General features: G+C 45.0%; 17 protein-coding genes and 1 tRNA gene. 11 read left to right on the top strand and 7 right to left on the bottom strand.

What is annotated here, in order from left to right:
- Positions 1–11: 11 nt before the first annotated feature.
- Together ICE89_RS01410 and thiE are read left to right on the top strand one after the other, a co-directional pair.
- Positions 12–830 carry a thiazole synthase gene (locus ICE89_RS01410; RefSeq protein WP_216264385.1) on the top strand — a complete coding sequence of 273 codons (819 nt, stop codon included), beginning with the start codon at positions 12–14 and terminating at the stop codon, positions 828–830.
- 27 nt (positions 831–857) lie between these two features.
- Positions 858–1,784 (top strand): thiamine phosphate synthase, encoded by a 927-nt coding sequence (thiE, locus tag ICE89_RS01405; RefSeq protein ID WP_216263164.1) that lies wholly within the window; start codon positions 858–860, stop codon positions 1,782–1,784.
- 6 nt (positions 1,785–1,790) lie between these two features.
- Here thiE and ICE89_RS01400 read toward each other — a convergent pair whose 3' ends face one another.
- The 3 genes from ICE89_RS01400 to thiD form a co-directional block, all read right to left on the bottom strand.
- The gene (locus ICE89_RS01400; RefSeq protein ID WP_216263163.1) at positions 1,791–2,177 is read right to left on the bottom strand and encodes a HEPN domain-containing protein; all 387 of its coding nucleotides are present in this window, start codon (positions 2,175–2,177) and stop codon (positions 1,791–1,793) included.
- The gene (locus ICE89_RS01395) at positions 2,174–2,518 is read right to left on the bottom strand and encodes a nucleotidyltransferase domain-containing protein (protein WP_216264384.1); all 345 of its coding nucleotides are present in this window, start codon (positions 2,516–2,518) and stop codon (positions 2,174–2,176) included. Before ICE89_RS01395 ends, ICE89_RS01400 begins: the two co-directional genes overlap by 4 nt.
- Positions 2,519–2,595: 77 nt before the next feature.
- Entirely contained in the window at positions 2,596–3,480 is an 885-nt protein-coding gene (gene thiD / locus ICE89_RS01390) for a bifunctional hydroxymethylpyrimidine kinase/phosphomethylpyrimidine kinase (protein WP_216264383.1), read from the bottom strand.
- A gap of 21 nt (positions 3,481–3,501) precedes the next feature.
- Between thiD and ICE89_RS01385 the strand changes: the two genes are divergently transcribed.
- Positions 3,502–3,577, top strand: a tRNA-Asn gene (locus ICE89_RS01385).
- A 65-nt stretch (positions 3,578–3,642) separates the two neighbouring features.
- Here ICE89_RS01385 and ICE89_RS01380 read toward each other — a convergent pair.
- Complete coding sequence (locus ICE89_RS01380; protein ID WP_216264382.1) at positions 3,643–4,227, bottom strand: hypothetical protein; 585 nt, start codon at positions 4,225–4,227, stop codon at positions 3,643–3,645.
- Between the two features lie 234 nt (positions 4,228–4,461).
- On the opposite strand from ICE89_RS01380, the gene ICE89_RS01375 reads away from it, so the two are divergent.
- From ICE89_RS01375 to ICE89_RS01355, 5 genes are all read left to right on the top strand, one after another.
- On the top strand, positions 4,462–5,775 hold the full coding sequence (locus tag ICE89_RS01375; protein WP_216264381.1) for a U32 family peptidase: 1,314 nt from the start codon (positions 4,462–4,464) through the stop codon (positions 5,773–5,775).
- 29 nt (positions 5,776–5,804) lie between these two features.
- Positions 5,805–6,332 carry a hypothetical protein gene (locus tag ICE89_RS01370; RefSeq protein WP_216264380.1) on the top strand — a complete coding sequence of 176 codons (528 nt, stop codon included), beginning with the start codon at positions 5,805–5,807 and terminating at the stop codon, positions 6,330–6,332.
- A gap of 18 nt (positions 6,333–6,350) precedes the next feature.
- Positions 6,351–7,214, top strand: coding sequence for a transporter (locus ICE89_RS01365; protein WP_370625309.1), 864 nt, complete (start codon positions 6,351–6,353; stop codon positions 7,212–7,214).
- Between the two features lie 62 nt (positions 7,215–7,276).
- A complete protein-coding gene (locus ICE89_RS01360) occupies positions 7,277–9,019 on the top strand; it encodes an IlvD/Edd family dehydratase (protein ID WP_216264378.1) in 1,743 nt (580 codons plus the stop codon).
- Positions 9,020–9,058: 39 nt separating this feature from the next.
- Positions 9,059–9,484 carry a DUF4442 domain-containing protein gene (locus ICE89_RS01355; RefSeq protein ID WP_216264377.1) on the top strand — a complete coding sequence of 142 codons (426 nt, stop codon included), beginning with the start codon at positions 9,059–9,061 and terminating at the stop codon, positions 9,482–9,484.
- A 33-nt stretch (positions 9,485–9,517) separates the two neighbouring features.
- On the opposite strand, the gene ICE89_RS01350 is transcribed toward ICE89_RS01355, so the two are convergent.
- From ICE89_RS01350 to ICE89_RS01340, 3 genes are all read right to left on the bottom strand, one after another.
- Complete coding sequence (locus ICE89_RS01350) at positions 9,518–10,255, bottom strand: 1-acyl-sn-glycerol-3-phosphate acyltransferase (protein ID WP_216264995.1); 738 nt, start codon at positions 10,253–10,255, stop codon at positions 9,518–9,520.
- A gap of 79 nt (positions 10,256–10,334) precedes the next feature.
- Positions 10,335–12,011, bottom strand: a complete 1,677-nt coding sequence (locus tag ICE89_RS01345) for a long-chain-fatty-acid--CoA ligase (RefSeq protein ID WP_216264376.1) — start codon at positions 12,009–12,011, stop codon at positions 10,335–10,337.
- A 139-nt stretch (positions 12,012–12,150) separates the two neighbouring features.
- Positions 12,151–12,933: an outer membrane protein gene (locus ICE89_RS01340; RefSeq protein ID WP_216264375.1), complete on the bottom strand. Its 783-nt coding sequence runs from the start codon at positions 12,931–12,933 to the stop codon at positions 12,151–12,153.
- Positions 12,934–13,175: 242 nt separating this feature from the next.
- Here ICE89_RS01340 and ICE89_RS01335 point away from each other — a divergent pair, with 242 nt between their 5' ends.
- The 3 genes from ICE89_RS01335 to ICE89_RS01325 are packed head-to-tail and all read left to right on the top strand — an operon-like array spanning position 13,176 to position 18,093.
- Entirely contained in the window at positions 13,176–13,808 is a 633-nt protein-coding gene (locus tag ICE89_RS01335; protein WP_216264374.1) for a TetR/AcrR family transcriptional regulator, read from the top strand.
- Between the two features lie 45 nt (positions 13,809–13,853).
- Positions 13,854–15,641 (top strand): acyl-CoA dehydrogenase C-terminal domain-containing protein, encoded by a 1,788-nt coding sequence (locus ICE89_RS01330; RefSeq protein WP_216264373.1) that lies wholly within the window; start codon positions 13,854–13,856, stop codon positions 15,639–15,641.
- A gap of 10 nt (positions 15,642–15,651) precedes the next feature.
- Positions 15,652–18,093 (top strand): 3-hydroxyacyl-CoA dehydrogenase/enoyl-CoA hydratase family protein, encoded by a 2,442-nt coding sequence (locus tag ICE89_RS01325; protein ID WP_216264372.1) that lies wholly within the window; start codon positions 15,652–15,654, stop codon positions 18,091–18,093.
- Positions 18,094–18,102: the final 9 nt, after the last annotated feature.

Raw genomic sequence — 18,102 nt, 5'->3', positions numbered from 1 at the left:
ATTATTTTGCTATGAACGCTCCTTTACCTAATAATCTCAATAGCGCCGATACACTTGTCCTTTATGGCGAGAGCTTTGCGAGTCGCTTGCTATTGGGTACCTCACGCTACCCCTCTCCACAGGTTCTTGAGAACGCTGTACAAGTATCGAATCCCGGCATGATTACTGTGAGCTTACGTCGCCAAGGCACATCCAGCGCTGAAGCACATAGCGGCTTTTGGGATTTGCTTAAGAAGATGGCTGTTCCTGTTCTACCGAATACCGCTGGTTGTCATAGCCCACAAGAAGTGATTACTACCGCGCAAATGGCGCGCGAAGTGTTTGAAACTGATTGGATCAAGTTAGAGCTTATTGGTGATGATTACACTTTGCAACCCGATGTCTTGCGCTTAGTGCAGACAGCAGAGACTCTGATTAAAGATGGCTTTAAGGTTCTGCCATATTGCACTGAAGATCTCATTTTGTGCCAACGTCTGGTTGATGTCGGTTGCCAAGCGGTGATGCCTTGGGCTGCTCCAATTGGTACCGGACAAGGCCCTTTAAATCCATATGCCATGAAACTCTTGCGTGATCGTCTAAAGGTTCCACTCTTGGTAGATGCCGGCCTAGGACTTCCTTCTCATGCTTGCACTGTGATGGAATGGGGGTTTGATGGTGTACTGCTAAATACAGCAGTAGCCTTGGCGGATGATCCTGTGGTGATGGCCAAAGCCTTTGCTATGGCAGTTGATGCTGGTCGTGTAGCCTATTTATCTGGCGCCATGAAGCCTCAGGAATCAGCTCAAGCAAGCACGCCTTTGGTGGGTACTCCGTTTTGGCACCAATCGTAGTGACGCTAATTTAAGTACACTGAACCCATGAGCCTGATTCGTGACCTTGCTGATCAAATCGTTGCTGCGCATCGCAATGAAGATTTATGTATTCCGATTCAGGCCTTTAGCCTGAACTCCCCGCCTCCACTCATTGATAACGAAGCAGCAGTCGATCATTACGAATTAGCAGGCGCACTAGCGGCAATTGAAATGGGCTTTATTGAGTCTGATGCCAGAATACTTGGCAAGGCATGGTCACGCATGACATCGCAAGATGGTGGCTTTAATCCCATTAAATGGCCCAGCAGGCCTGAGCATTTTGATTTATTGCCCTGGACTCGCAATATGAATCCCAATGCGTTTAAAGAATGTCCAAAACGTTTAGGCTTGTATGGTGTCATGCCAGATGCCGATTGGGTAAAGCGCATGGTTGAGGCGGAGCTGCCTACAGTACAACTTCGCTTTAAGTCGGATGAAAAATCCAAGATCCGAAAACAAATTAAAGAATCTGTTGCAGCAGTCAAAGATAGCAAGACCCTGCTCTTCATTAATGATTATTGGCAAGAAGCAATTGATGCCGGCGCCTATGGCGTGCATTTAGGTCAAGAGGATTTAGTAGATGCCAACCTAGAAGAAATTCGGATGGCGGGTTTAAGACTGGGATTAAGTACGCATGGCTATGCAGAGCTGGCTTATGCAGATCGCCATTGCCCAAGTTACATTGCGATGGGAGCCGTCTTTCCTACGAATTTAAAGAAGATGCCTACAGCACCGCAAGGACTGGGTCGCTTATATCGATATGCTCAGCTCATGGACAATTACCCGCTAGTTGCTATTGGCGGCATTGATCAAGATAGCATTCATGCGGTGGCAAAAAGTGGCGTTGGTTCAGTGGCTGTTGTGAGAGCCATTACCCAAGCTAAAGATCCTAAGGCAGCAGTTAAACACTTACAAGAATTAATGCAGGCTTAAATCGATTTAGGGTTTATCAAATAACCCCAAAAGGTGCTCAACGAATTCACTTGCTTTAGCAACCGCCCATTGTGCATCCTCCTTGGCCACCAAATCACCTTTGTAATCACCCATTAAACGAAGATCTTCGACCCTGTTTAATGCTTTGCCAAATTCAATTGAGACTTGACCTGTTTTCACCAATTTCAAACTAAAAACAGATATGAGACCACTGTGGGTTTTTGTATGCTCGACCGAATCTACCTCACCGGAAGCAAGTAAGGCACCTCGAGCAGCGTCAAACATAGCGTAATAGGCTCGATTACATGCTCCATCGAAATCACTAGCATTTAATAGTATTTTTGCTGAGGCTGCTGCTGTTGTCGCTTTAATAAAAAGTTCTTTTGCCTTCAAAGCACAATACCTTCGTTTCGCACATTATTGATAAGGCTTGGATTTGAATAAGTTTCTGGATGATCCCATTCTTCCTGCCATATTGGTAGCGGCTGAATACGTATACCGGTCTCTAAAAGAACTTCATAAGCAAGGTCATCCATAACAAATTTTGTCGCCATAAATGGAGTTGCTAGGCCTTTCAAAAGAATAGCAACATCGGCGTCACTTTCTACGTGATGAGTACCCCTAGCTCGACTTCCAAACAACAACGCTTTTGCTATTGGAAAATATTGAGCAACCTTATCCATAAAAGCTGATGTAGCAGCTTTTGTTTGATCGTCAATGAAGAAATTGCTCATAGCTTCTATTATCCAAAGAAAAAGATGTTATGGCAATTAAGGTCTTTAACATTGGTAGATTGAGGTTAAAAACACTGCTAAGACTTTGTTTTTTCGTCAAGCAGCGCAGTTTGATAAAAGTCGTGCATATGCCACAAAGGGCCAGGACCTTCGCCAATACTTAAAAAGCGCCCTGCTTCTAAGGCTGCCTCGACATAGGCGATCGCCTTAGCAACTGCATGAGCTAGATCATGACCATCGGCTAGATAGGTAGCAATGGCAGATGCTAAAGAACATCCAGTGCCGTGCGTATTTACTGTATTGACGCGATAGTGTTTGAATTCTTTTGATTGCACAACTTCAAGACCGTCTTCCATAGAGCGCCACATTAAGTAATCAGTAATTTGAGTGTGCGTGCTATCCAAGTGTCCGCCCTTGATGAGGACTGCTTGTGGGCCCATCTCGAGTAATTCTTCGGCAGCCAATTTGAAATCATCTGCACCACTAATCTCACGCCCAAGTAGTAATGAAGTTTCATCTAGATTGGGTGTAACAAGCGATGCCATTGGGAATAATTCAGCAATCATTGCTTGCGCTGTATCGTCACCACCTAAGCTAGCACCGGAGGTAGCGCGCAAAACAGGATCTAGAACAATGCGTTTCATACCATGCTTGCGTAAAGATTTAGCAACAGTCCGGACTATTTCTGGACTGGCCAACATGCCGATTTTGACAATATCAGCACCAATATCCATTAAAACTGCGTCAATCTGGGCTTCTACGACCTCAAGATCGACATCCTGAATGCGCGTGACACCCAAGGTATTTTGGGCGGTAATAGCAGTTATGACTGACATGCCATAGCCACCAAGGGCGGTGATGACCTTGAGGTCAGCCTGGAGCCCCGCCCCACCGCCACTATCCGACCCAGCAATGGTCAGTACTTTGGGGATCTGCACAGAAGTGGGAAGAAGTGAATTCATCTTGCTATAATATCGGCTTATTCCTCGATAGCTCAGTCGGTAGAGCGCCGGACTGTTAATCCGTAGGTCCCTGGTTCGAGCCCAGGTCGAGGAGCCAAATAAGTAAAGCCCCTAGATAAATCTAGGGGCTTTTTCTTTTACGGCCTAGTTAAAGCAATCTACTTAGATCAAGCCCTTCTTACGTAGATTAGCCAAGCGATTATTCAGAGTCTTAATGGTCAGGAGGTTATATTTATCACCCTCTTTCCAGGCGCTGCCTTTCCATTCAATGCCTTCTGCTGTGACATTAGCGAACGGCTCTTTACCTTCCTTTGCATAGCCTTCTAAGATGGCGATCAATGCTACTCGATCATCGGATCCACCAGCGTCTTTAACTGCATCCAAAATGGGTTTGGTGATGGTATCGCTATAGGTAACCTTAGTATCCATATGATTTGGGGATGCTGGTTCTTCGAAGATGTACTCATGTGGCCACTCAAAGACATTTCTTGCTGAATTTTTAACTGCCTCTGGACTCACTGCACCGCTCTCAGGATTCTTTGGGTCGGCTGGTAGGCTTAGGCCCAAAATCCAAGCTTCAAATTCAGCAATGCGGCTGTAACGTTTTTCTTCGCTATCGCGCTTCTGTTCTTCTTGTGAAAGCAATAGAGTGACCCATGCCCAAGCAATATCTTTAGGTATTGCAAACTCTTGAGCCAAAATGGCACTGGCTTTTTTTAGGATGGGTTTGGATGTGAGTTTTGACATTACATTCTTTCTGAATTCGTTATGCTTTTATAGTAAGCGCCTTCAATTTAGGGTGAAAAGTCAAAGGGAAGTCTCCCCGTTCATCTTGACAATGCTCTCCACATCACCTGTAGGATACTCTTCATTAGCTAGCCGCCTACTTGTCAGGCCTACGCAAACCCAGTTCTAGAAGGCCCCAGGACTGAGTCATAAGGCAAATCAAACAAGTTCGGCCGTATTCACTAAAATAGCCGGATGACTAAGATTCCTGAACTCCTCGCTCCAGCCGGCAGCCTTTCCATGCTCCGTACTGCCTTTGATTTTGGCGCAGATGCCATCTACGCCGGACAGCCTCGCTATTCACTAAGGGTTCGTAATAACGACTTTGGCAAAATTGAGGTTCTCAAGCAAGGTATCGATACCGCCCATGAAATGGGCAAGAAGTTTTATCTAGTTTCTAACTTATTACCTCACGGTGGTAAGACGCGTACTTACATTAAAGATATGGATCCAGTAATTGCATTAAAGCCGGATGCTTTAATCATGTCCGATCCAGGCCTCATCATGATGGCGCGGGAAGCGTGGCCAGATATGCCAATTCATTTATCCGTTCAGGCCAATACCGTGAATGGTGCTTCCGCTAAGTTCTGGCGCTCGGTTGGTATTAGTCGTGTAATTTTGTCCCGCGAACTTTCCTTTGATGAAATTGAGGAAGTACGTCAAGACTGCCCTGAGATGGAGCTTGAGGTATTTGTTCATGGCGCTCTCTGTATTGCCTACTCAGGTCGCTGCTTGTTATCGGGCTATATGTCTCACCGCGACTCCAATCAAGGCGCCTGCACGAATGCTTGCCGCTGGGATTACAAGGTGAAGCCTGGGCAACAAAATACGAGTGGTGATGTTGTACTGCTTCAGGAAGCACGTCGCCCTGATGACTTGATGCCAATGGAAGAAGATGAGCATGGCACCTACATCATGAACTCGAAAGATCTGCGAGCCGTTGAGCATATTGAGCGCCTAACTAAGATGGGTGTTGACTCTTTCAAAATTGAAGGTCGTACCAAATCACCTTATTACGTTTCGCGTACTGTGCAATCCTATAGAGCGGCAATTAATGATGCTGTAGCAGGCAAACCATTTAATACTGCATTATTAGGTCAATTAGAAGGTTTAGCCAACCGTGGTTATACAGATGGCTTTTATGAGCGTCACCATGACAAAGAGTATCAACTCTATATGCGTGGCCACTCCTTATCGGGGCGAAGCTTGTATGTTGGTGAAACGCTGGAGATTGACTCTGCTACGGGTCGAGTGAAGGTAGATGTTAAGAATCGTTTTTCTGTTGGTGACAAAATCGAAATCATTGAACCAAATGGAAACACGGATGTTGTATTGACTGAGATGTGGAATATGAAGGGCGAGTCAATTGATGTAGCCCCTGGATCGGGTCACTTTGTTTGGCTAAAAATACCAATGGCCACAACACATGCCTTTATTGCGCGCTATACACAAGAACCTGCACCAGCTGAAGTAGCTACTTCCAGCTCTTGCTCCACTTGCGGCGATTAACATCCCTATTTATCTTATTAAAGATTTTCATGACTAACAGCGCTAAGAACCCACCAAACAAACCCGGCTTGAAATTAAAGCTGGAAGATGAAATGAGGAAAGCGCTTGCTCTGTCGCTTTATTTCGGTATTTGGTTTTGCGCGATTACGTTTATGGCTACAACTGCTTTAGAAGAGCGCCCTATTCCCCTAGCTCTCTTTGGCTTTGCATTAATTAAGGCAGGCTTATCGGCAAAATTTATGCTGATTGCTCAGGCTGCCTATCCAATCAAGGTCGATAAAGCACATGGAATTGTTGGACCTCTATTTATTGAGTCTATCGTATACATTATTGTCATTATTGCCCTGAACTATATTGAAGCCGGAATCGATGGCCTAATACATGGAAAAGAATTTATTACCTCCATGGCCGCTTTTGGAAGCGGTGATCCATTAAGGGTATTGGCGATGTCGATTGTGTATTGGTTAATTGTTTGGCCTTACTTAATTTTTGTAGGGTTCAATAAGGTTGTTGGAAATACTGAAACACTTGCCGTCCTATTTGGCCCCAAAAAATAATTGTCTTACTTGTATTGCGTGAGAATTTTTTGGCTCTGCTTGTTGGGATTTATTTGCCAACAAGCGTCCGCTCAAGAGATTGAAGCTCGCGCGTATTCGAATGCGCCTATTGGCATTAACTTTGTTTCGGGTGGAATAGCCCAGGCCAAGAGTGGTTCATACACCCTCACTACTGAAGCAGCAAGCCTGACCCGCATTATTAATGTCTTCGGACAGTCGGGCAGGATTAGCCTGCTCCTCCCTTATGCGCAACTTTCAGGTACGGGCAGCATTAGGACCCAAAATATGAACGCCTCCGCAGAAGGTCTGTCCGATCCTGTTGTAAAGATCTCCGCCAATCTTTATGGTGCGCCAGCACTCTCGCTAGAAGAATTTAATAACTACAAACAAGATCTCATTATTGGCACCAGTCTTGCTGCATCCATCCCATGGGGCAAGTACAACAGCGAGCAAATGCTCAACGTGGGCGCCAATCGCTCTCTTATTCAGCCAGCCATCGGAGCATCTCAAGCAGTTGGACCATGGCGTTTGGAACTGGCAGGTATGGCGACGATCTACACCAGCAATACCAGTTTTCTGGGAAGCAATACGCTCTCCCAAAATCCCATCTACTCCTCGGAAGCCCATGCGATCTATTACTTTCAGAATACGGCCTATATCTCTGCCGATGCCACCTACTTCATGGGTGGTCAAAAATATGTAAACGGAACCGCAATTAGTGGTTCACAAGAAAATTGGCGTTTTGGCAGTACCTTTTCTTACCCAATTAATAAGCACAATTCGATCCGCCTAACCGGAAGCAAGGGCGTCTATTCCAATACCAATACTGACTACACCGCGATGGGGATCTCCTGGCAGTACCGCTGGGGTGGCGGACTGTAGGTAAATAGGCTATTCCATCGCTACAATAAAGCCAAAGAACATTAAAAAGATATGAGACATTCATGAGCAATAAACCAAAAGATCCCGCTGAGAGCGGTTTACGCAAAGGCTTAACTAGTTACGGTGACAAAGGCTTCTCTTTATTTTTACGTAAAGCGTTTATTAAAGGTGCCGGCTATACCAATAGCGCATTAGATCGCCCTGTCATCGGCATCATCAATACCGGTAGCGCTTACAACCCATGCCATGGCAATATGCCTCAGCTTTTGGAAGCGGTAAAGCGCGGTGTGATGTTGGCCGGTGGTCTGCCAATGGAATTTCCGACGATTTCGATTCATGAGAGTTTTGCTGCACCTACTAGCATGTACTTGCGAAATTTGATGTCCATGGACACCGAAGAAATGTTGCGTGCACAGCCAATGGATGCTGTTGTCATGATTGGTGGTTGCGATAAAACCGTTCCCGCACAAATGATGGGTGCCGCTTCTGCAGGCTTACCCGCCATTCAACTGATTACCGGCTCAATGCTCACCGGATCCCATCGCAGCGAACGTGTAGGCGCTTGCACTGACTGCCGTCGTTACTGGGGTAAATTCCGTGCTGGTGAAATTGATGAAGTTGAAAAAGATGAAGTCAATGATCAACTGGTAGCCAGCGTTGGCACCTGCTCAGTGATGGGAACAGCAAGCACGATGGCTTGTATCTCTGAAGCGCTAGGTATGACTGTTCCAGGTGGCGCAACTCCTCCAGCAGTGACTGCAGACCGTATCCGCGTAGCTGAAGAAACCGGAACTTGTGCCGTGAAGATGGCCAAAGAAGGTTTAACGATTGACAAGGTGCTCACTGCAGACGCGTTTGAAAATGCGATGCGTGTTTTGTTAGCCATTGGCGGATCAACCAATGGAATTGTTCACTTGGCTGCTATTGCTGGACGCATGGGTCTAGAGATTGATTTGGATGCGCTCGATAAGATGGGTGATGAGACTCCAGTTTTGGTGGACTTAAAACCATCTGGTGACCACTATATGGAAAACTTCCATGATGCTGGCGGCATGACTACCTTGCTTCGTGAACTGAAGCCTCTATTGAAGCTTGATGCGATGACTGTTTCCGGTAGAACTCTTGGTGAAGAGATTGATGCTGCTCAACCTAGCTTCAAGCAAGATGTCGTGCGTCCTTTTGATAAGCCAATCTATCCACGCGGCAGTATTGCTGTATTGCATGGTAATTTAGCGCCTGGTGGTGCCATCATCAAACAGTCTGCTGCTAATGAAAAGCTCATGGAGCATGAAGGTCGTGCCGTAGTGTTTGAAGATGCTGCGGACTTAGCTAATCGTATTGATAGTCAAGACCTAGATGTCACTGCCGATGATATATTGGTACTCAAAAATATTGGTCCCAAAGGGGCTCCTGGTATGCCAGAGGCTGGCTACATTCCTATTCCCATGAAATTGGCACGAGCCGGCGTCAAAGACATTGTGCGCATCTCCGATGGACGTATGAGCGGCACTGCCTTTGGTACGATTGTGCTCCACGTTACTCCTGAATCTGCTATTGGCGGTCCTTTGGCACAAGTGCGTAATGGTGACCGTATTCGTTTAAGCGTAAAGAATCGTGAAATAAGCCTACTCATTTCGGATGAAGAACTGACTCAGCGCATGAAAGATAATCCCATTACTTCGCCGACTGCTGAACGTGGTTACAAGAAACTCTTTTTGGATACCGTTACCCAAGCAGACCAAGGTGTGGACTTTGATTTCTTGAGAGCAGTCAAAATGATTGGCAAAACCCCTTCATCTAAATAAAAGTTTTCAGTGATTAACGCCAATCTCTTGCGTAGGGGCATGAATCTATGGCCCCCATTTCTGGGTGCTGGCATTACGGTTGAGCATATTGCCAAAGACTTTCGTCATGCCAGAGTACGCCTTAGGCATGGTCTATTGAATCGTAATATTGTGGGGGTTCATTTTGGCGGCAGTCTCTTTGCAATGACTGACCCCTTCTTCATGATGATGGTGTCTCAGAATCTAGGTAAGGGTTATATTATTTGGGATCAGGCGGCCAAAATTGAATTCCTCAAGCCTGGCAAAGGGAAGGTTCATGCTAGTTTTGAAATTACTCAAGACCAATTAGATGAAATTATTAATGCCGCAGAGCCTGGAGATAAGGTCTTAAGGGACTTTATAGTCGACGTAAAAGATCAAGAAGATGATGTGGTGGCGCGCATCACCAAGACTTTGTATATCCGCAAGAAGATGAAGAAAAGCTAACGTACATTGCTAGCCTTTCTATTCATCGCTTCATTAATTTGTATAAGCAGGCGCATCAATTCTCCGCATCTCGCCTTCAATCCAAGTCTCTACTTCCAACTGTAACTGATCTTCCGTTTTTCCCGCTACTGAGATCACTGGTCCAATAGAAAGCGTAATCACTCCAGGATGCTTTAAGAAGGTATTTCTAGGCCAAATGGCAGCAGAGTTCTGCGCCACCGGAAGAATGTCTGTTTGTGTACTAATAGCAAGGCGAACACCGCCTTTTCTGTAAGGCTTAAATGACCCACGTGGGGTTCGAGTACCTTCTGGATAAATGGCAATCCAATTTCCATCAGATAAAACTACTTTGCCCTGCTCATTGACTGCTTCACGAGCCTTCTCACGATCACCACGATTAATGTGAATCATTTTTAAAGAGGCTAAAGCCCAGCCAAAAAATGGCACAAACAATAATTCTCTTTTGAATACAAAGCAAAGTTGTCTTGGGAAAAATGCTGGGTAGATAAAGGTCTCCCATGCCGATTGATGCTTACCTAAAATGATCAATGATTTATTAGGTTCTCGAGGGATATTCTCAAAGCCCTTTATCTTTATGTTAATTCCACAAAAAAATAAGAGTGCTTTCTGAGTTAAGCGGCACCAAAATACGCCCATCTGGTAACGCGCACTTCGACTCGTAAAGGGTATAACCAGAATAATTGCGCTAGCAACAATAATGACGGTTGTGAAACCAAATAAATAGAACAGTAAGGAGCGAAGCCAAAGCATCACGATAGTATTTTTACTAATAAAGCGCTAAAAAACTTATTCTAAATGATTAGCCTTGGGCGATGACCCTTGGTAATACTCATAAATCCCTTAATTCACGTCTTAGGATTTTTCCAACATTGGTTTTTGGCAAATCAGCACGGAAAACAATGTGCTTTGGGCGCTTATAGTTGGTAAGGTTTTCTTTGCAGAATGCCAAGATAGCTTCTTCTGTTAGGGACTGATCTTGCTTTACAACGAAAGCTTTGACAGCTTCACCAGAATCTTCATCAGGCACACCAATGACTGCACACTCTAGGACACCAGGAATCAATGATAGGACTTCTTCTACTTCATTTGGATAAACATTAAACCCAGAAACCAGAACCATATCTTTTTTGCGATCCACAATCTTAGTGAGACCATCGGCACTCATGATGCCAATATCGCCCGATTTAAAGAAGCCATCGGATGTCATGACATTCTTAGTTTCTTCAGGCTTATTCCAGTACCCAGCCATTACCTGAGGCCCCCGGATACAAATCTCACCAGGAGTACCAAAAGGTACCTCAATACCGTCGTCACCCAAAATAAGCACTTCTGTACTTGGCACTGGGTAACCAATAAAACCAGTAAAACTTTCGATCAAAGCGGAATTTACGCAAGCGACTGGTGAGGTTTCTGAAAGGCCATATCCTTCGGCAATAGGAGCGCCAGTCATTTCTTGCCAATGATCTGCAACTACCTTTTGCATTGCCATGCCACCACCAATAGTTGCCAAAATATTAGGAAACTTAACAGAGGCGAATTCAGGTTTATGCATCAGTGCATTAAAGAGAGTATTAACACCAGGGAAAATATTGATATTTGGATGCTTCTTCAATAGCTTGATGAATCCATCGAAATCACGTGGATTAGGAACCAAAACTAACAGACCACCTTTGCGCATACCCAATACTGAACAGGCTGTTAAGGCAAAGATGTGATACATAGGTAGCGCACATAAGAAAACCAATTGATCTACATTCTTACGCTTTAATCCCGGCTCAAGCCATAACTCTGTCTGGATGACATTAGAAAGAATATTGCTATGCAAAAGAATGGCGCCTTTAGATAAACCTGTAGTGCCCCCTGTGTATTGCAAAAAGGCAATGTCACTTAAAGAAGTATTAGGTTTATTCCAGGAATGACGACTGCCCTCACCTAAAGCAGTCAAAAAAGTAATATGACCAGGCAAATCCCATGCGGGCACGAGTTTTTTTACATTACGGACTACAAAGTTGACTACCGCACCTTTGAGTCCAATCATTTCACCCAGTGAAGTAACGATGGTCTTTTTCAATGGCACGTCAGCAGCGATGTGCTGATAAACATGTGCAAAGTTCTCTAAGATCACGAGGGCTGAAGCGCCGCTATCTTTAAGTTGGTATTCCAACTCGCGGGCGGTATAGAGCGGATTAACATTGACCACTACGTACCCAGCACGAAGAATGCCGATCATCGCAATCTGAAACTGCAATACGTTAGGCAACATAATTGCCACACGAGCACCAGGCTCTAAACCCAGGTTTTGCAAGTAAGAGGCAAAGTGCTTGGAGTGCTGATCAAGCTCTCGATACGTTAAGAACTTATCGAGATACTCACAGGCACGTCTATTTGGATAGCGCTCAAAGGCTTCCTCGAACATATCAAGCAAAGAGTTATAGCCAGAGATATCAACATCATGAGGCACACCCTCAGGATAGTGTTTTAACCAAGGTTTTGAGGGATTAACCATGAGTTACTTTCGGTCTCGATCTAGTTTTACTTATAGTCAGATTGTTAAATCTGTATGACTCATTCTAATCACAGGAACAATAAATCTAAAGAAAAAGCCCTCTGCTATGAGAGGGCTTTGACTTAACAATTTACAACGTTTAGAAGCGGTAACCAATACCAACCAAGAAATCAAGCCCAGTTCCTTTTACGGGTTGATTTAGTGCAGTACCGCTATCAGATGTTGCTGTAGCAGTTTTATTTCCGTAGGAGGCGTAATTAACCTCGCCAAGCATATACAAGGATTCAGTAACCATCTGCTTATATCCTAAGCCCAGTGTATATCCAGTGAGATTCACTGCGTTGTAAGGAATGCCAGCGCCAGAAAGTCCGATTGTGGCACCGGTGTAGCCAACCTTTGCGTATGCTAAACGGTCTTTATCGATCACATAACCAGGGTTAATAGTGATGCTATAAAGATTCTTAATGTTATATGACAAAGTACCAGCATTGTTATTTGCGGCAACTGGTATAGCAGGCGCACCCTTAGAGCTTGTGACTGTGGTGGCGCCTGTTGCCAACACACCAGTGGCGCCAGAACTAGCTCCAGGATAGTAAGAAATACCAACACCCACTACATATTGACTATTAACAGCGAAGTTATAACCAAGGCCAAGATTAGCGGTGGCTGTATTTACATTATTCGTACTAGCCGCAGATGTGCTGACTGTAGATGTAGGTCCATAACCGTAGGCCTGAGCTGTTGGTGATAATGTTGATGTTGCAGTTCCAGTACCTACGCTAGGAGTAAACATTCCATAGCCTACGGATACTTGCCCATAAGCGCCTTCCCATGCATTTGCTTTTGCAGACTGTGCATTTGCACTTGTTGCGAATACACCCATCATTGCTAAAGCCAAAGCGCTAATTTTTACTGTTTTCATATGTCTTCCTGTAATCAGTTTTTATTGATATCAAACAACTCACTAAATATTAATTACCTTTATTAGAATTTGGATCTCGGGTTTTCCCTCAATTAATTGTGCAGTGCATTAATTCCATTGGCCCTGTAGATCGGATTGTTTGTTTAAAGGGCCTGGAAACTAGTTTCAAGTTTTTGGTATTGATGTAATATAAACGAACGATCGTATTATTTTTACAACATTGCAAGGTCAAAATACATCCCATGAATCAAGTAAGGGTTAATTTGAAGGTTACAGACGAGCCAACCAAAGGGTCGGCAACCAAGACGTTAATTTTGGATGCAGCCTTAGAAATTTCAAGCAAATCCGGTCTTGAAGGCTTGACCATTGGGAACCTAGCTGAATCTGTAAAGATGAGTAAAAGCGGTGTCTTTGCTCATTTTGGCTCCCGAGAAGAGCTGCAGGTTGAGGTTATTCGTGCATACCATCAAAAATTTCAGGAAGTGGTATTCGCACCCGCCCTATTAAAACCAAAGGGCCTGCCCAGGCTTAATCAAATGATTAGCTCTTGGCTCAAAATGAGCAGCGGTGGTGATACCTCTAGCTGTTTCTTTATTTCTGGAGCCGCTGAATTTGATGACTGTCCCGGTATTGTTCGAGATGAGCTACTTCGTAGCGTTGAAGTATGGCGCTCCGCTTTGCTAAGAGCCATAAAAGAAGCAATTTCTGAGGGACATCTAAAAAAATCAGTGGATGCCCAAGCTCTACTGTTTAGGCTTTACAGCATCGCATTAGGCGTTCACCATGATTCTCGTTTTCTAGAAAATCCAAAATGCCTAGCAATTGCAAATAAGCTAATTAAAGAAATTTTTGCAGCAAATCAAGTAACTAAATAATTCCTAATAAGCAACTCTTAAATCCCATCACAGAAGATAAAGAATATGCCTCAATACAACCCACCCCTCCGCGATATGCAATTCGTTATTCATGAAATGCTTGATGCTAGCAAAGAGTTTGCTGCTCTGCCCGCATACCAGGATGTTGACAAAGAAACCATGAATCAGATCATCGAAGAGGCCGGCAAATTTGCCAGTGAGATCGCCTTCCCATTGAATCAAATTGGCGATCAACAAGGTTGTACGCGGCGTGAGGATGGATCAGTGTCAACTCCTGCTGGCTTTAAGCAGGCTTATGAGCAGTATGTTGCTGGCGGATGGCCCGCTTTATCATGCGATCCCGCATATGGTGGCCAAGGATTGCCCCAATTACTTAATACCGTTCTGTATGAGACTTTAAATTCTGCCAATCAATCTTGGACGATGTATCCCGGCCTATCACATGGTGCATATGAGTGCTTACATGCCCACGGCACTGAAGAACAGAAAAAAACTTACCTAGAAAAATTGGTATCCGGTCAATGGACTGGAACGATGTGTTTGACTGAACCCCATTGCGGCACAGATCTAGGCTTACTAAAAACGAAAGCTGAGCCTCAAGCAGATGGCACATACTCCATCAATGGAACCAAGATTTTTATCTCCAGCGGCGATCATGATTTAGCTGAGAATATTGTTCATCTAGTATTAGCGCGTTTACCTGATTCTCCAATTGGAAGCAAAGGCATCTCTTTATTTGCGGTTCCGAAGTTTCATATCGGGGCTGATGGTTCAATTGGTAAAGCCAATGCAGTGTCTTGTGGCTCTCTAGAGCATAAGATGGGCATTCATGGCAATGCCACTTGCGTTATGAACTTTGATGGTGCTATCGGTACATTGGTTGGCGAACCCCATAAGGGCCTTAACGCGATGTTCGTGATGATGAATGCAGCGCGTTTGGGTGTTGGCATGCAAAGTCTAGGCTTGACCGAAGTGGCGTATCAAAACTCTGCTGCTTATGCCAAAGAGCGTTTACAGATGCGCAGCTTGACTGGTGCTAAGGCTCCTGAGAAAGCGGCTGATCCAATCATTGTTCATCCTGATGTACGGCGAATGCTCTTAACTCAGAGAGCTTATGCAGAAGCAGGCAGGGCTTTTTCTTACTGGGTAGCTCTGATGATTGATAAAGAACTCAATCATCCTGATGAAAAGGTTCGCAAAGAAACGGGCGAGATGGTTGCCCTACTTACGCCAATTATTAAGGCCTTCTTAACCGATAACGCATTTACTGCTACGAATGAAGGTATGCAGGTATTTGGTGGTCATGGCTATATTGCCGAATGGGGTATGGAGCAATATGTGCGTGATGCCCGTATCAATATGATTTATGAGGGCACCAACACCATTCAATCCCTTGATCTCTTGGGTAGAAAAGTTCTTGGCGATATGGGAAAAAAGCTCACCAAGTTTGGCAAGATCATCGAACAGTTCATCGAAGATGAAGGTGTTCGCAAAGAAATGCAGGAGTTTATTGATCCGCTTGCTGATATCGCCGTCAAGGTGGAAAAGCTCACCAAAGAAATTGGTATGAAAGCCATGATGAATCACGAAGAAGTGGGCGCTGCTGCAGTTCCTTACTTGCGCGTTGTGGGCCATTTGATTTATTCCTATCTTTTTGCGCGCATGGCAAAGATTGCTTTGGCCAATAAATCGAGTAATGATCCTTTCTATCAAGCGAAGCTAGCTACTGCCCGCTTCTACTTTGACAAACTCCTTCCTGAGACAGCCATGCTGATCCGTCAAGCACGTGCTGGCTCTAAATCGTTAATGGCTATGCCTGCTGATTTTTTCTGAGAGACTGAACATGAGTGATAACAAAATTATTAAAAAAGTAGCCATCCTAGGTGCTGGTGTGATGGGTGCCCAGATTGCGGCGCAGTGCATTAACGTCGGTCTACCAGTTGTTCTGTTTGACTTGCCAAGCAAATCGGATGATGGCAAATCTGTTAACAAGAATGCGATTGCAATGAAAGCGATCGAGAATCTGAAGAAACTAAAACCCGCTCCACTCGGTTTATCTTCAGAAGCCAATCTAATTACTCCTGCAAATTATGAGGACGACTTAGGCCTCTTGGCAGGTTGCGACCTCATCATTGAAGCTATTGCTGAACGCCTAGATTGGAAGCACGCTCTTTATGAAAAAGTAGCTCCACATATTCCGGCGCATGCTCTGTTTGCTACAAATACCTCAGGTCTTCCTATTGGGGAACTTGCCAAAGGCTTTTCTGGTGATCTGAAGAAGCGCTTCTGTGGTGTTCACTTTTTTAATCCGCCTCGATATATGCACTTACTGGAACTTATTCCAGCTGCAGACACTGACCCGGCCGTATTGGATGCCCTAGAAACCTTTATGACCTCTGCTATGGGTAAAGGGGTTGTGCGTGCTAAAGATACCCCGAACTTTATCGGCAACCGTGTAGGTGTTTTCTCGATCCTGGCAGTGTTTGCAGAGGCGCAAAAGTTTGGCCTAGGCTTTGATGAGGTTGATGCCATTACCGGTAGCAAACTTGGACGTGCTAAGTCAGCGACCTTTAGAACCAGCGATGTCGTTGGCTTAGACACCATGGCTCATGTCATTAAGACTATGGAAAATGCATTACAAGGCGATTCCTTCTCTGCCCTGTTTAAAACACCTGAAGTTGTTAATCAACTCATTGCAAAAGGTGCGCTGGGTCAGAAGACCAAGGCAGGCTTTTATCGCAAGGATGGGAAGAATGTTCTTGTATTGGATGCTGCCACCGGTGAATACAAACCATCTACTGCAACAATTGAACCGCTGATTGAGCGCATTCTGAAAAAACCGATTGCAGAACGCCTTGGATTGCTGCGCGAGACCGACGAACCGCAAGCTCAGTTCTTATGGGCTATCTATCGGGATATCTTCCACTACTGTGCCATTCATCTTGGTGAGATTGCGCAATCGGCCCGTGAGATTGATTTTGCAATGCGTTGGGGTTATGGCTGGAATTTAGGCCCCTTTGAAGACTGGCAAGCGGCTGGCGTAACGCAAGTGGCTAATTGGATTAAAGAAGATATTGATGCAGGCAAATCACTAAGCAAAGAACCTTTGCCCGCATGGATCTTTAGCGGCCCAGTTGCTGATAAGCAAGCTTTCCACACGCCTGAAGGTTCATGGTCTGCGTCTGAGAATAAATACATCCCCCGCTCTGCTTTGCCGGTGTATCAAAAGCAAGTATTTAGAGCGCCACTATTAGGAGATGGATCTCCCGATCCTAAAACAGCGGGCACTACTATTTTTGAAAACACAGACTTCCGAGCTTGGGTAGATGCTAATCAACCTGAGGTTTTAATTGCCTCATTCCGCTCGAAGATGAATACCTTCAGTCCAGATGTCTTAAGTGGTCTGCAAAAAGCAGTTGAGATTGCAGAAGCAAATTATGCGGGATTGGTGATCTGGCAGCCAAGTTCATTAAAGCTCGGCACACCTGGCGGACCTTTCTCTGCAGGCGCCAACTTGGAAGCCGCAATGCCGATGGTTATGAAAGGCGGTCCTGCTGGAGTTGAGCCGTTCGTCAAAGAGTTTCAAGACACGATGATGAAAATCAAATACTCCCAAGTACCTGTAGTTGCAGCAGTCTCTGGCATTGCTTTAGGGGGTGGTTGCGAATTAATCCTCCAATCTGCACGCAGAGTTGCTGCCATGGAGAGCTATATCGGCTTAGTGGAAGTTGGTGTTGGTCTATTGCCTGCTGGTGGCGGACTAAAAGAAGCGGCTATTCGGGCTGCTCAGGGTGTCGCGCTTGCTGGTAATACCAATTACTTAGATTTCACCAAAGCGTCTTTTGAAAATGCTGCGATGGCTAAAGTTTCTTCATCGGCCCAAGAGGCAATGAAGATGGCTTACCTGCAAAAGGGTGACATTATTGTTGCTAACGTCTATGAGTTACTAGCTCAAGCACAAAATCAGGTCAAGGCAATGCGCTACTCAGGATATAGGCCACCTATCCCAACCTTAATACCCGTAGGCGGCCGTTCTGTTGCTGCCACCGTGATGGGTCAGGTAGTCAATATGCGTGATGGTGGATTTATTTCTGAACATGATGCTCACATTGCTCAGAAAATCATCCAGATTATTACCGGTGGTGATGTAGATGCAGGAACGCTGGTAACAGAAGAATGGCTGCTCAAACTAGAGCGTCAGGCTTTTGTGGAGCTCATTGGTCACCCTAAATCGATGGAACGAATTATGGGCATTCTCCAAACTGGCAAGCCTGTTAGAAACTAATTTACCGAG

This window comes from Polynucleobacter sp. AP-Kaivos-20-H2 (assembly GCF_018882215.1).
Classification (GTDB): domain Bacteria; phylum Pseudomonadota; class Gammaproteobacteria; order Burkholderiales; family Burkholderiaceae; genus Polynucleobacter.
Note: the sequence above shows the minus strand (reverse complement) of the source record. Positions and strands in the feature narration are given on the sequence as shown.

Bases quoted from the DNA above. Each gene is read 5' to 3' on its own strand.
- ICE89_RS01410 (WP_216264385.1), top strand. From the start codon at position 12: ATGAACGCTCCTTTACCTAATAATCTCAATAGCGCCGATACACTTGTC.
- thiE (WP_216263164.1), top strand. From the start codon at position 858: ATGAGCCTGATTCGTGACCTTGCTGATCAAATCGTTGCTGCGCATCGC.
- ICE89_RS01395 (WP_216264384.1), bottom strand. From the start codon at position 2,518: ATGAGCAATTTCTTCATTGACGATCAAACAAAAGCTGCTACATCAGCT.
- thiD (WP_216264383.1), bottom strand. From the start codon at position 3,480: ATGAATTCACTTCTTCCCACTTCTGTGCAGATCCCCAAAGTACTGACC.
- ICE89_RS01380 (WP_216264382.1), bottom strand. From the start codon at position 4,227: ATGTCAAAACTCACATCCAAACCCATCCTAAAAAAAGCCAGTGCCATT.
- ICE89_RS01375 (WP_216264381.1), top strand. From the start codon at position 4,462: ATGACTAAGATTCCTGAACTCCTCGCTCCAGCCGGCAGCCTTTCCATG.
- ICE89_RS01370 (WP_216264380.1), top strand. From the start codon at position 5,805: ATGACTAACAGCGCTAAGAACCCACCAAACAAACCCGGCTTGAAATTA.
- ICE89_RS01360 (WP_216264378.1), top strand. From the start codon at position 7,277: ATGAGCAATAAACCAAAAGATCCCGCTGAGAGCGGTTTACGCAAAGGC.
- ICE89_RS01355 (WP_216264377.1), top strand. From the start codon at position 9,059: ATGAATCTATGGCCCCCATTTCTGGGTGCTGGCATTACGGTTGAGCAT.
- ICE89_RS01350 (WP_216264995.1), bottom strand. From the start codon at position 10,255: ATGCTTTGGCTTCGCTCCTTACTGTTCTATTTATTTGGTTTCACAACC.
- ICE89_RS01345 (WP_216264376.1), bottom strand. From the start codon at position 12,011: ATGGTTAATCCCTCAAAACCTTGGTTAAAACACTATCCTGAGGGTGTG.
- ICE89_RS01340 (WP_216264375.1), bottom strand. From the start codon at position 12,933: ATGAAAACAGTAAAAATTAGCGCTTTGGCTTTAGCAATGATGGGTGTA.
- ICE89_RS01335 (WP_216264374.1), top strand. From the start codon at position 13,176: ATGAATCAAGTAAGGGTTAATTTGAAGGTTACAGACGAGCCAACCAAA.
- ICE89_RS01330 (WP_216264373.1), top strand. From the start codon at position 13,854: ATGCCTCAATACAACCCACCCCTCCGCGATATGCAATTCGTTATTCAT.
- ICE89_RS01325 (WP_216264372.1), top strand. From the start codon at position 15,652: ATGAGTGATAACAAAATTATTAAAAAAGTAGCCATCCTAGGTGCTGGT.